Source organism: Mycobacterium sp. 050272 (genome assembly GCF_039023525.1).
In the GTDB taxonomy this organism is placed as follows: domain Bacteria; phylum Actinomycetota; class Actinomycetes; order Mycobacteriales; family Mycobacteriaceae; genus Mycobacterium.
This window is the reverse complement of the sequence record NZ_JBCHKV010000018.1, coordinates 1-13427: the sequence shown is the minus strand read 5'-3', so window position 1 is coordinate 13427 and position 13427 is coordinate 1. Positions and strand designations below refer to the sequence as shown.

At 65.6% G+C, this 13427-nt stretch carries 8 protein-coding genes; 7 read left to right on the top strand and 1 reads right to left on the bottom strand.

The features are described 5' to 3' along the window. Positions 1-33 precede the first annotated feature (33 nt). Genes AAHS21_RS26005 through coaD form a run of 5 tightly spaced genes read left to right on the top strand, consistent with a single transcriptional unit; the run spans position 34 to position 5879 of the window. Positions 34-801 (top strand): DsbA family protein, encoded by a 768-nt coding sequence (locus tag AAHS21_RS26005; protein WP_342930410.1) that lies wholly within the window; start codon positions 34-36, stop codon positions 799-801. Continuing rightward, positions 798-1436: a vitamin K epoxide reductase family protein gene (locus tag AAHS21_RS26000; RefSeq protein WP_342930409.1), complete on the top strand. Its 639-nt coding sequence runs from the start codon at positions 798-800 to the stop codon at positions 1434-1436. Before AAHS21_RS26005 ends, AAHS21_RS26000 begins: the two co-directional genes overlap by 4 nt. A gap of 10 nt (positions 1437-1446) precedes the next feature. After that, the gene (locus tag AAHS21_RS25995) at positions 1447-4830 is read left to right on the top strand and encodes a pyruvate carboxylase (protein ID WP_342930408.1); all 3384 of its coding nucleotides are present in this window, start codon (positions 1447-1449) and stop codon (positions 4828-4830) included. Beyond that, the gene (gene rsmD / locus AAHS21_RS25990) at positions 4827-5381 is read left to right on the top strand and encodes a 16S rRNA (guanine(966)-N(2))-methyltransferase RsmD (protein ID WP_342930505.1); all 555 of its coding nucleotides are present in this window, start codon (positions 4827-4829) and stop codon (positions 5379-5381) included. The genes AAHS21_RS25995 and rsmD overlap by 4 nt, the downstream gene beginning before the upstream one ends. A 24-nt stretch (positions 5382-5405) precedes the next feature. Further along, entirely contained in the window at positions 5406-5879 is a 474-nt protein-coding gene (coaD, locus tag AAHS21_RS25985) for a pantetheine-phosphate adenylyltransferase (protein WP_096286008.1), read from the top strand. Positions 5880-5886: 7 nt separating this feature from the next. On the opposite strand, the gene AAHS21_RS25980 is transcribed toward coaD, so the two are convergent. Further along, positions 5887-7437: an HNH endonuclease signature motif containing protein gene (locus tag AAHS21_RS25980; RefSeq protein WP_342930407.1), complete on the bottom strand. Its 1551-nt coding sequence runs from the start codon at positions 7435-7437 to the stop codon at positions 5887-5889. A gap of 208 nt (positions 7438-7645) precedes the next feature. On the opposite strand from AAHS21_RS25980, the gene AAHS21_RS25975 reads away from it, so the two are divergent. Continuing rightward, a complete protein-coding gene (locus AAHS21_RS25975; RefSeq protein WP_342930406.1) occupies positions 7646-9250 on the top strand; it encodes a PfaD family polyunsaturated fatty acid/polyketide biosynthesis protein in 1605 nt (534 codons plus the stop codon). A 644-nt stretch (positions 9251-9894) separates the two neighbouring features. After that, positions 9895-13427 (top strand): beta-ketoacyl synthase N-terminal-like domain-containing protein (locus tag AAHS21_RS25970; protein ID WP_342930405.1); only part of this gene is annotated, 3533 nt, incomplete at its 3' end.

Genomic DNA, 13427 nt, shown 5'->3' with positions numbered 1-13427 from the left:
ACGCCGACCCAACACAGAAGGATCACCGAAGCTGTGGCCGACAAATCGAAACGTCCCCCCCGATTCGACCTGAAGGCGTCAGAAGGGAAGTCCGGCCGGCTGATCCAGATCGGCGGCACCGCGTTCATCATCGTCTTCGCGGTCGCGCTGGTGTTCTACATCGTGACATCGCACAAGGACAAGAAGGGTGGCATCGCCGGTCAGGGTGACACCGTTCGCGTGACGTCGAGCAAGGTGGTCAACCAGCCCGGGACGAACAACCCCAAGGCTGTCGTGACCTTCTACGAGGACTTCTTGTGCCCGGCCTGCGGCAATTTCGAGCGCACCTTCGGGCCGACGATCTCCAAGCTGATCGATTCCGGAGCCATCGCGGCCGACTACTCGATGGTGGCCATTCTCGACAGCTCCAAGAACCAGAACTATTCGTCGCGGGCGGGGGCGGCAGCGCTGTGCGTCGCCGACGAGAACATGGACGCGTTCCGTCGTTTTCACACTGCGTTGTTCACCACCGGTATCCAGCCCGACGAGCGCGGGAGCAGCTTCCCCGACAACGCCAAATTGATCGAACTCGCCCGCGAGGCCGGCGTCGTCGGCAAGGTACCGGATTGCATCAACAGCGGGAAGTACATCTCCAAGGTCAGTGGCGAAGCCTCGGCCGCGGGCATCACCGCGACCCCGACGATCAAGATCAACGGTGAGAACTACGAGCCGTCGACACCCGATGCGCTGGTCGGAAAGATCAAGACCATCGTGGGCGACGTGCCGGGTATCGACGCACCCGTCGCTCCTCCGGCTTCGTGACGGTCCCGGTGTCGGTCGAACCCGCCGGGGGATCCGGCGATCCGACACCGGCTTCCCCGCGTGATCCATCGGTACCGGCGCTCAGCGCGTGGTGGGTGCTGATTGCCGGAGCGATCGGACTGGCCTCGTCGGCGACCCTGACCGTCGAGAAGATCGACCTGCTGCTCAACCCGTCGTATGTGCCGTCGTGCAATCTCAACCCGATCCTGTCGTGCGGTTCGGTGATGGTCACGCCGCAGGCGTCGCTGTTTGGCTTTCCGAACCCGTTGCTGGGTATCGGGGCGTTCACCGTGGTGCTGGTCGCCGGCGTCCTGGCGGTGGCGAAAGTCCGTTTGCCTCAATGGTTTTGGGTTTCGCTCGAAATCGGACTGCTGATCGGTGCGGGGTTTGTGCACTGGCTGATCTTCGAAAGTCTGTACCGGATCGGGGCGTTGTGCCCCTACTGCATGGTGGTGTGGGCGATGACGATCACGCTGCTGGTGGTGGTCGGATCCATCGTGTTTCGTCCGGTGCTCGACAGCACCGCCGCGCGGCTGCTCTATCAATGGCGATGGTCGATCACCGCGCTGTGGTTCACCGCGGTGTTTCTGCTGATCATGGTGCGGTTCTGGGACTATTGGTCGACACTTCTGTAAGGAGTCGCAGGTGATCTCCAAGGTGCTGGTGGCCAATCGCGGTGAGATCGCGATACGCGCGTTCCGCGCGGCCTACGAACTCGGCGTCGGCACGGTGGCCGTGTATGCGTACGAGGACCGCAATTCGGTACATCGGCTCAAGGCCGACGAGTCGTATCAGATCGGCGACGTCGGTCATCCGGTGCGCGCTTACCTGTCCGTCGACGAGATCGTCGAAACCGCCTCTCGGGCCGGCGCCGACGCCGTCTATCCCGGGTACGGCTTCCTGTCGGAGAATCCGGCCTTGGCCGCGGCCTGCGCGGCCGCCGACATCACGTTCGTCGGTCCCAGCGCCGAAATCCTTGAGCTGACCGGGAATAAGGCACGGGCAATCGAGGCCGCCCGCGAAGCCGGGTTGCCCGTGCTCGCATCTTCGGCGCCGTCGGCGTCTGTCGAGGAGCTGGTGTCCGCTGCCGCCGACATGCGGTTTCCGTTGTTCGTCAAGGCTGTTGCCGGTGGCGGGGGACGAGGTATGCGGCGCGTCACCGACATCGATTCGCTGACCGAGGCGATCGAGGCCGCCAGCCGTGAGGCCGAGTCGGCGTTCGGTGACCCGACGGTCTATCTCGAGCAGGCGGTGGTCAAGCCGCGTCACATCGAGGTGCAGATCCTGGCTGACAACACCGGCAACGTAATCCACCTGCACGAGCGCGACTGCAGCGTACAGCGTCGCCACCAGAAGGTCATCGAATTGGCGCCCGCGCCAAACCTTTCCGTCGAGTTGCGCGACAAGATCTGCGCCGACGCCGTCTCCTTCGCCCGGCATATCGGGTACAGCTGTGCCGGCACCGTGGAGTTCTTGCTGGACGAGAGCGGTCATTACGTCTTCATCGAGATGAATCCGCGGATTCAGGTCGAGCACACCGTGACCGAGGAGATCACCGACGTCGATCTGGTGTCCAGCCAGTTACGCATCGCCTCCGGCGAGACGCTGGAGGATCTGGGCCTGAGCCAGGAGAACATCCGGCCGCACGGCGCCGCACTGCAATGCCGGATCACCACCGAAGATCCGGCCAACGGGTTCCGCCCCGACACCGGGCGGATCAGCACCTACCGCAGTCCCGGTGGTGCCGGCATCCGTCTGGACGGCAGCACCAACCTCGGCGCGGAGATCAGCGCCCACTTCGATTCGATGCTGGTCAAGTTGACCTGCCGGGGCCGCGACTTCCACACTGCGGTGTCCCGGGCCCGGCGCGCGATCGCGGAGTTCCGGATTCGCGGGGTGTCGACGAATATTCCGTTCCTGCAAGCGGTTCTGGATGATCCGGATTTCCAGGCCGGCCGGATCACCACGTCGTTCATCGATGAGCGCCCACACCTGCTGACCGCGCGCGGCTCGGCCGACCGGGGCACCAAGATCCTCAACTACCTGGCCGACGTCACGGTCAACCATCCGCATGGCACGCACCCGTCGACGGTGTACCCACACGACAAGCTGCCTTTGGTCGATCTCGAGGCGGAGCCGCCGGCCGGATCAAAGCAGCGGCTGGTTGAGTTGGGGCCCGAGGGTTTTGCGCGCTGGCTGCGCGAGTCGCCCGCGGTGGGCGTGACCGACACGACCTTCCGCGATGCCCACCAGTCGCTGCTGGCGACCCGGGTCCGCACCAGTGGGCTGATGATGGTGGCGCCCTATTTGGCCCGGACGATGCCGCAACTGCTGTCGGTGGAGTGCTGGGGCGGTGCCACTTACGATGTGGCGCTTCGCTTTCTGAAAGAGGATCCTTGGGAGCGGCTGGCCACGCTGCGCGAAGCGATGCCCAACATCTGTCTGCAGATGTTGCTGCGAGGCCGAAACACGGTGGGGTACACGCCATATCCGGAACTGGTCACCTCGGCGTTCGTCGAAGAGGCGACCGCGACCGGTATCGACATCTTCCGAATTTTCGACGCGCTCAACAACCTGGACTCGATGCGCCCGGCTATCGATGCCGTTCGCGAAACCGGTTCGGCGATAGCCGAAGTCGCGATGTGCTACACCGGTGACCTGTCCGACCCGGGGGAGCGGCTCTACACGCTGGACTACTACCTGAAGCTGGCAGAGCGGGTCGTGGACGCAGGTGCGCACGTGCTGGCCATCAAGGACATGGCCGGGCTACTACGGCCACAGGCCGCACATCAGCTGGTCAGCGCGCTGCGCAGTCGGTTCGACCTGCCCATCCACGTACACACTCACGACACCCCGGGCGGCCAGCTGGCCAGCTATATGGCCGCCTGGCATGCGGGTGCCGACGCCGTCGACGGTGCCGCCGCGCCGCTGGCGGGCACCACCAGCCAGCCGGCCCTGAGCTCGATCGTCGCCGCCGCCGCACACACCGAGCACGACACCGGCCTGTCGCTCTCGGACGTATGCGCACTGGAGCCGTACTGGGAGGCGCTGCGAAAGGTGTACGCGCCCTTCGAATCCGGGCTTCCCGGTCCTACGGGGCGAGTCTATCGCCACGAAATCCCGGGTGGTCAATTGTCGAACCTGCGCCAGCAGGCGATTGCGCTGGGATTGGGCGATCGATTCGAAGAGATCGAAGAGGCGTACGCGGGCGCCGACCGCGTGCTGGGCAGGCTGATCAAGGTCACTCCGTCGTCGAAGGTGGTCGGCGACCTGGCGCTTGCCCTGGTCGGTTCGGGTCTCACCGCAGACGAATTCGCTTCGGAGCCTTCGCGATTGGACATCCCGGAGTCGGTGGTGGGATTCCTGCGTGGCGAGCTCGGGGATCCGCCCGGTGGCTGGCCGGAGCCGCTACGCAGCGCCGCGCTGGAGGGCCGCGGGCCCGCCAAGCCGGTTCAGCAGCTCAGCGGAGAAGACGAGGCCGGGCTCGCGCTCAGTGGTACCAAACGCCAAGCCACCCTCAATCGACTGCTATTCCCCGGTCCGACAAAGGAATTCGAGGAGCACCGGGAAATCTACGGTGACACGTCGCATCTGTCGGCCAATCAGTTCTTCTACGGTCTGCGGCAGGGCAAAGAGCACCAGGTGACACTGGAACGCGGGGTCGACCTGTTGATCGGTCTGGAGGCCATTTCCGAGCCCGATGAGCGTGGTATGCGCACGGTGATGTGCATCATGAACGGCCAGCTGCGGCCGGTGCTGGTGCGCGACCGCAGCATTGCCAGCACGATCCCGACCGCCGAGAAGGCCGAACGAAACAACGCCGACCACATCGCGGCGCCCTTCGCCGGGGTCGTCACCGTGTCAGTGGCCGAGGGCGATCGGGTGAGCGCGGGCCAGACCATCGCCACGATCGAGGCGATGAAGATGGAAGCGCCGATCACCGCTCCGAAGGACGCCACCGTGGGCCGGGTGGCGGTGTCGAGCACCGCGCAGGTCGAGGGTGGAGATCTGCTGGTGGTGCTGAGCTGACGCGCATCATCGGCGGCGTCGCCGGAGGGCGACGCCTCGCAGTGCCGGCGCGCGGGACCCGGCCGACCACCGATCGGGTGCGTGAGTCGTTGTTCAACATCGTCACCGCGCGGCGTGACCTGAGCGGCTTAGCGGTGCTCGACCTCTACGCGGGCTCGGGCGCACTGGGTCTGGAAGCGCTCTCGCGTGGTGCGGCCTCGGCGCTGTTCGTCGAGTCCGATCAGCGCACCGCGGCCGTCATCGCGCGCAACATCGACGCCCTGGGTCTGCCCGGCGCGACGCTGCGCCGGGGCCCGGCGGCCGGGGTGCTGGCCGGTGGGACCGCATCCCCGGTCGATCTGGTGCTGGCCGACCCGCCCTACGACGTCGAGGCCACCGAGGTCGAGGCGGTCCTGACCGCGTTGAGCGCCCATGGCTGGGTGCGCGCGGGCACGGTCGCGGTCGTCGAGCGGGCCGCCGCCGGCGCCTCGCTGACCTGGCCGGACGGCTGGACCTCGTGGCCGGAGCGGATTTACGGCGACACCCGCTTGGAGCTGGCCGAATATGGCTGAGGCGCCCTGCTACCTTGGTCGCTTATGAGCGGCGCCGTATGCCCGGGGTCATTCGACCCGGTGACGTTGGGCCACATCGACGTCTTCGAACGCGCCGCGGGTCAGTTCGACGAGGTCGTGGTGGCGATCCTGACCAACCCCGCCAAGAAGGGCATGTTCGAGATCGACGAGCGGGTGGCGATGATCGAGGAAGCGACGGCCCATCTGCCGAATCTGCGCGTCGAGGTCGGGCAAGGCCTGGTGGTGGACTTCGTCACCTCCCATGGGATGACCGCGATCGTCAAGGGCCTGCGCACCGACACCGATTTCGAGTACGAGTTGCAGATGGCGCAGATGAACAAGCACATCGCCAACGTGGACACCTTCTTCGTGGCGACCGCGCCGCAGTATTCGTTCGTGTCGTCGTCGTTGGCCAAAGAGGTCGCGATGATGGGCGGCGACGTCTCGAAGCTGTTGCCGGAGTCGGTGAATCGCCGTCTGCGCGAAAGGCTGTCGTGAGGTTTTATCAATAGGGTGGGTCGTCGGGCAACCGCGTCGGGACGTCGGGGACCCAATCATCGGGTAGTTCCTCGGGCTCGCGGGGTTCGTTGATCCAGGTGCAGAACGGGCTGGTGCTCGATGTGCCCTTGAATGCGAACAGACTGTCGCGCATATAGTTTCGGAACTTGCGCGCGGCAACTTCCTCTTTGCGGGCTTGCGACCGCCGATTCTGCATGCGCGCTTGACTGATCCGAGCACGTCGCTGCTTGGATTTGTCGCGTCGCACCGGGGTCGGTGTGGCACACGCCGGTCCGCGCGCGTGCGCGAAAAGGTCCGCCCCTGCCGGGTGCGTCCGGTACACCCGCCCGCTGGGTGAGGTCCAGTTGACGGTGCCGTCGGCAAGTTGTGTGTCACGCCATCCGCCGTGGAAGGTCTTTAGCCGATGATGTTGGCGGCAAAGGCATTTGAGATTGTGTGCCACCGTCAGGCCACCGGCTGTTGGGTCCTGGTGGTTGAACGGGATGGTGTGGTCGATATCGCATACCACTGCGGGACGGCTACAGCCCGGGAAGCGACAGGTCAGATCCCGGCAACGAACAAAGCGTTCGAGTGCCGCGGATGGCTGGTAGCGCAGTGCCTCCGCCGGGCTGGAGAGCGGGTTGGCAACGAGTTGTGCTGCGGCGCCGGACAATTCACGGACCTGCTCGGCGTCGATGATCCCGTAGCCCTCGAGGTAGCCCGGCTCATCGCTGTCGGCATAGACCGTTTGTGCGCTGGCGACCACGTTGACGACCACCCGCACACCGGCTGAATCCGGTTCGCTGTCGTCGGCGCCGGCCATCGCAGGACAGCCCGGCTGTTCGCAGCGGCATCCCAGGCGGCGCCCCTGCGTCAGCGCGGCCAAGGCGTCGGCACGGCGCTGATCCATCGTCCGAGGGTCCGCTGCGCACACTTGGCCCGCGAGTTGGGAGAGCCGACGATCGAAGGCGGTCGCGGCCGTGGCCCCGACGGTGCCGTAGATGTCCGCCATCCCGTTGTCCAGCGTGCTGATCGCGATATACCGGTCATTCTCGGCGGTCTCGCGTCGTTGACGGGCAGCATCGGGATCGACGCCCCGCACCGTGGCGTCGACCGCATTGACGATGCGTTGTCGTGACCAGCCGTGCCATTTCCCGATGCGGGTGGCCAGTGAACGGTCGACCTCGGCGATCAGCCGGTCATCGGTGATCAGGTCGGTCCGGCTGATGATCAACCGGACGGTGCGCCAGTCGGTGCGGCCCTCGGACAGCAGAGCCGCGAGGTTGGGAAGCCGGGTATCGAGTGCCTCGGCGTAGGACACCAGATAACTTGCCGCCATCGGGGACAGGTTCATCGCGGCGGCCACCTCGGCCGCGGTCCGCTCGAACCCGTCGATCACGGCATAGTCCCGCCCGCGTTCGGTCTGCTCGGTGGCGGCCACTCGGTGCCGAAGCAATGCCGCCACGGCGGCCATCCGCCGCGCCACCAACATCGACTCCTGCCGGTGCGTCGACTCGATCTCTGTCACCAGATCGGCGGGATCGGCCAGTTCGAACATAAGTTCGATTATAAAAAGGTGCTCCGACAAGTTTCCGGACGGAGTTGAGATTCCTCAGCCGCGCGGTCGCGGTCCATGAGAAGCTCATTCTTGATTTTCGACAGATGGCTTCGGCCACCGCGGGGGATACGCGTCAACGCTGTGATGGAAGGACTCGGCAGTGGATGAGCGGCCTACCGCTGTATTGAGCGATCGCACCGAAGCGGCTGTGAGCCCAATCTTGGGCGGCTGGCGCGCGACGACCGCGCCGGCGGCATTCGCGCCGCAAGATATCGCTCACATCCTGCAGTACGTGCGCCACCCGGTTCATGTCGTCCGCGAGGATGCCACCGGTCAGCTGGGCCTGGCGATGGGCGGTGAACTGGTCGGCGCCGGTGGGTCCGACATATCCCTGATGGGGACGCTGCCGCCGATCTATCCGGAATGGCTCGGCGACCGCGAGTTCTGCGAGTCCCACGGGATCCGCTTCCCCTACGTCACCGGTGCCATGGCTAACGGGATCGCCACTCCTGCACTTGTGGTGGCCATGGCGGAGGCCGGGATGCTGGGCTTCTTCGGCGCGGGCGGCCTCTCGTTCGCTGCCGTCGAACGAGGGCTGGGCGAGATTCAGGCGAGGCTGGCCGGCAGACCACTTGCCTGGGGCGCCAACCTGATCCACTCGCCCAACGAGGTTGCGCTCGAGGGCCGGGTCGCCGAGCTGTTCATCGAACGGGGCGTCCGTGTCGTCGAGGCCTCGGCGTTCATGAAGCTGACCCCCGCGGTCGTGCACTACGCCCTGTCGGGCTTGTCGACCGACCCGGCCGGCGCGATCGTCCGCAAGAACCACGTGATGGCCAAGATCTCGCGTCCCGAGGTCGCCTGCATGTTCATGGAGCCCGCGCCCGCGGCCTTGGTGTCGGCGCTCGTCGCGTCCGGCAAGCTGACTCAGCGGGAAGCCGAGCTCGCCCAGCATGTACCGGTGGCCGAAGACATCACGGTCGAGGCCGACAGCGGCGGCCACACCGACAACCGCCCGCTGCCGGCGTTGTTCTCGGAAATCGTCCTGCTGCGCGACAGGCTGGCACAGCAGCACGGCCTGGCCACCCGGATCCGCGTGGGTGCCGCCGGGGGGCTTGGAACACCACAGTCGGTCGCGGGCGCGTTCGCGATGGGCGCCGCCTACGTACTGACCGGCTCTGTCAACCAGTCGTGCATCGAGTCGGGCCTTTCGCCGCACGCCCGCGGCATGCTGGCCAAGGCGGCAGTGGCCGACGTGATGATGGCCCCGGCGTCCGACATGTTCGAGATGGGCGTGAACCTTCAGGTCCTCAAGCGTGGTGCCATGTTCGGCCCCCGGGCGAAGAAGCTCTATGAGTGGTATGCGGCCAACCCCAACCTGAGTGCCGTCGTGGACAAGCACGGTGCGGAGCTGGAGAAAATCCTCGGCAAGACTGTCGGAGAGGTCTGGGCCGAAACACATCAGTACTGGGAGCAGCGCGACCCCGCGGTGCTTGAACTCGCGACCCGAGACTCGAAATATCAGATGGGGCTGGTCTTCCGCTGGTACCTCGGCAAATCAAGCCGGTGGGCGATCGACGGGCAACCGGATCGTGTCCTGGACTACCAGATCTGGTGCGGCCCCTCGATGGGAGCCTTCAACAGCTGGGTGGCGGGTAGCTATCTGGAGGACGCCGAGCAGCGGACAGTCGATCAAGTAGCGCTGAATTTGCTTGAGGGCGCCACCCACATCAGCCGGGCCCACCAGGCTCGCAAATGCGGTGTGCCCGTTCCGGCGGATGCGTTCAACTACACCCCACGCCCGCTTTCTTTGTAGGTGTTTCCGGCCTCCGGCAGATGAATGCCGAACGCTTTCCGCATGGCGACAAACTGTACCGGTGTTGCGGAATTGTGAGCTGCTGACGTGCGGTTAGCGCATTGTGGTCCGATAATTCCGCGGGGACGATCCGCTTTCGCGGCGCACCGGAGCTGACACGGTCTATTCGAGTGCGCGCAAAAGACGGCGGAACGCGCACAATATCCAACTATTTCCTGTTACTCGCCAGTAACTGCGAACTGACAGATTTGGAGACGCCCGAATTGAACGTCGTCGATCACCACGGCGTCGTATCCGGGCGTTTTAGCAAAGCTCGCCGGGTGCGTTTACGCATCCGCCCGGCGGCTGTTGCCGCGGCGACCGGACGCACGTTGTGCGACAACGGAAATTGCTGGCAGACGTGCTCGAATCACTCACAACGGGCGATGTCAACCCAGGAAACCGTTAGTCACTGCCGGATCCGAATGTCGGTCAAACGGTATTGACAGTTCGTCAGTACAAGAGACGCGGTTCTGATATGGTCCCGGCGAGCGCTCGGCCTGTCTGGGGGGACAGGTCAATGCAGCAAAACCCGGACGATCAATCTTCGGCGTGCCGCAAGTAAACACTCGATGTTGCTCGTCTAGCCAATGCAAAGGTGATCGATGGCATCCAAGCACCCCCCAGTCGCGGTTGTTGGCGTCAGCGCGCTGTTTCCCGGGTCTCCCGAAGCCGAGCGCTTCTGGCGCAACATCATCGGAGGCGTCGACCTGTTCTCCGAGGTCCCCGAGTCACACTGGCGCATTGACGACTACTACCACCCCGATCCGCATATGCCGGACAAGGTATACGCGCGTCGCGGTGGATTCTTGCCTGATGTCGACTTTTCACCAATGGATTTCGGCATTCCGCCGAACGTTATGCCCGCAACCGATACCGCCCAGCTGCTTGCTCTTCGGGTCGCGCAACAGGTATTGGAGGACGCGGCGGGGGGTGATTTTTCTCACATCGATCGCGAACGGATCAGCGTCATCCTCGGCGCCTCCGGCGGGACGGAGCTGATCACCTATATCAGCGGACGTCTGCACCGGCCGGTCTGGGAGCGAGGACTTCGGGCTGCCGGTCTGTCGGAGCCTGAGGTTGCCGCGTTCAGCAAAAGCGTGACGTCGAACTACGCGACCTGGCAGGAGAACACCTTTCCCGGGCTGCTCGGCAATGTGATCGCCGGGCGGATCGCCAACCGCTTCGATCTCGGCGGTACCAACTGCGTCATCGATGCGGCGTGTGCCAGCTCGCTGGCGGCACTCGAAGCCGGGCTGCACGAGCTGTACCTCGGCGAATCAGACATGGTGCTCGCCGGCGGAGTCGATGCCTTCAACGACATCTTCATGTACATGTGCTTCGCCAAGGTGACAGCGCTGTCGGCCAGTGGCGACTGCCGCCCCTTCTCCGACCAGTCCGACGGCACGATGCTGGGCGAAGGACTGTCCATGTTCGCGCTCAAGCGTCTCGACGACGCCGAGCGCGAGGGCGACCGGATCTACGCGGTGATCCGGGGCATCGGCACCTCCTCGGACGGCCGGGCAAAGAGCATCTATGCACCCAGCCCGGCTGGCCAGGCGAAAGCGCTTCGGCGCGCCTATGCGGCCGCGGGCTACGGCCCGGAAACGGTCGGGCTGGTCGAAGCGCACGGCACCGGGACCAAGGCCGGGGACGCCGCGGAGTTCGAAGCGTTGCGGGAGGTCTTCAACGCGTCGGGGCGCGAGGATCGCCAGTGGTGCGCACTCGGCTCGGTCAAGTCCCAGATCGGGCACACCAAGGGCGCGGCCGGCGCGGGTGGGCTGTTCAAGGTGGTGATGGCCCTGCACCACAAGGTCTTGCCGCCGACGATCAAGATCGACCGGCCGAACCCGGCCCTCGAGATCGAGCAGTCGCCGTTCTACCTTTCCACCCAGTCCAAGCCATGGCTGGCCGACAACGGTGTTCCCCGGCGTGCGTCGGTCAGCTCGTTCGGCTTCGGCGGCACCAACTTTCACGTCGCCGTCGAGGAGTACACGGGTACCGGAAAGCGTGCGTATCGGTTCCGTTCCTGGGATTGCGAACTGGTCGTCCTTGGCGCGCCTTCTGCGGCGGCGCTCTCCGAGCAAGCCGCTGCGCTGTCCGCGTCGCTGGTCGACAGTCCGGACATGCTCAGCTGGATCGCGCGCAGCACGCAAGCCGCGTACAACGCCGCGCAACCCCACCGCCTGGCCGTCGTCGCCGACAGCGTCGCGACCTTGCAGACGATGCTCGACGAAGTCGCGGCGAAGCTCAGCGCGGCGGATGTCCCGTCGTCGTTCGCCTCACCGAGGGGTTACTTCTACTCGGCGCAGCGACCGGGGCCGGTCGCACTGCTGTTCCCGGGCCAGGGCAGCCAGTACGTCGGCATGGGCGCCGACCTGCCGCAACTCCATGAGCCCGCGTTGGCGGCATGGGAGTGCGCACGAGCTGACCGGTTGAATGCCGATCGCGATCTGCACGACGTCGTCTGGCCGAAGACGGCATTCACCGATGACGAGCGCGCGGGGCAGTCGGCGGAGCTGACGAAAACCGAGTGGGCACAACCGGGCATTGGCGCGCACAGTCTGAGTCTGCTCTCGGTGATTCGCTCGCTTGGCATTGCACCCGTTGCCGTCGGTGGTCACAGCTTCGGCGAAGTCACCGCGCTCTGTGCCGCAGGAGTTTTCAGCGGTGAGGTGGCGCTGCAGATCGCGCGTAAGCGCGGTCAGCTGATGGCCGAAGCGGCCACCAACAGCGACGGCGCGATGTGTGCGGTGACCGCGCCCGTCGAGCAGGTCCGCCAGCTGATCGGGGAGTGGGGGCTCCCGGTTGTCATCGCGAACCACAATGCTCCCAATCAGGCTGTGCTGTCCGGAAATAGCACCGCCATCGACCACGCGGCGCAGCGATTTGCCGCGGCGGGCATCAAGGCGCGACGGCTGGATGTCGCCACCGCATTCCATTCCGACATCGTCAGCCCCGCGGCGGTTCCATTCGGTTCATTCCTGGCCGGTGTCGCGTTCGGCATGCCCGAGGTGCCCGTCTACGCCAATGCGACGGCGCAGCCGTATGCCGGTGATGCGCAGCAAATGCGGACCACGCTTGCCAACCAGATCGCTCAGCCGGTGCGGTTCGTCGAGCAGATTCAGGCAATGTGGCGCGCCGGTGCGCGCACCTTCATCGAGGTCGGCCCCGGCGGCGTGCTGACAAATCTCGTCGGCAAGTGTCTCGCCGGCGAGGAGCACTCCGCGGTATCGCTGGATGCCAAGGGCCGCAATGGTATTCGATCGCTGTGGATCGGATTGGCCCAACTCGTCGCCGCCGGAGTCCCGATGAATTTCGAGGGCCTGTGGGCCGACTATCGCATCGGTGACGATCCGCGTAACCGCGAGAAGCCGAAGCTGACCTTAAAGATCAATGGATCCAACTATGGACGGCCGCCAATCAGCGATGAGGCTGTGCGCCGACCGTCCGATATCGAAGCAATTCTCGACCGCAGTGGCCGCAGCAACGGGCACAGGACCGAATCGGAGTCCAAATTCATGCCATCTGAATCCATTACCCCCGTGGTCCACATCAACGGCACGCCGTCCGCGGTCCCGCCGCCGGCGCCGGTTGCCCCGACGGTGATGCCTGCCGCGCCCGCGGCCGCGCTCAACGGTCACGCCGCCGGTAACGGCAACGGTCATGCCGCCAGCAATGGCAATGGTCACGGCCACCTCGGTGCGTCCGCGACCGCCGTGATCGCTCCGCCCGCACCGGTGACGATGGCCGCTCCTGCGCCCGTTGCGGCGCCCTCGGCCGCACCCGTGCTGAGTGCCGAAGCGGTGACGGAGATGATCGCAGCGGTAGGAACGCTGCGGGACGCCTTCGACAGTCTGCAACGCGTTTTGCAAGGTCTCGTGGCCCCGCCGGCGGTCACCGCGCCCCCTGCTCCAATTACCGTCATTGCCAACGGAACTGCGGTGGTGGCGCCGGTCGCTCCGCCTGCCCCTGTGGCTCCGCCTGCCCCGGTGGCTCCGCCTGCCTCGGTAATAGCGCCTGCTCCGGTGGTTCCGCCTGCCCCGGTGGTTGCGCCTGCTGCGGTGGTTGCGCCTGCTGCGGTGGCGCCGGTGGTGGGGGTGGATTTGGTGGGTCAGATGTTGGAGGTGGTGGGGGA

Excerpts from the sequence above, each read along its gene's own strand:
- coaD (WP_096286008.1), top strand. The coding sequence starts at position 5,406 with ATGAGCGGCGCCGTATGCCCGGGGTCATTCGACCCGGTGACGTTGGGC.
- AAHS21_RS25980 (WP_342930407.1), bottom strand. The coding sequence starts at position 7,437 with ATGTTCGAACTGGCCGATCCCGCCGATCTGGTGACAGAGATCGAGTCG.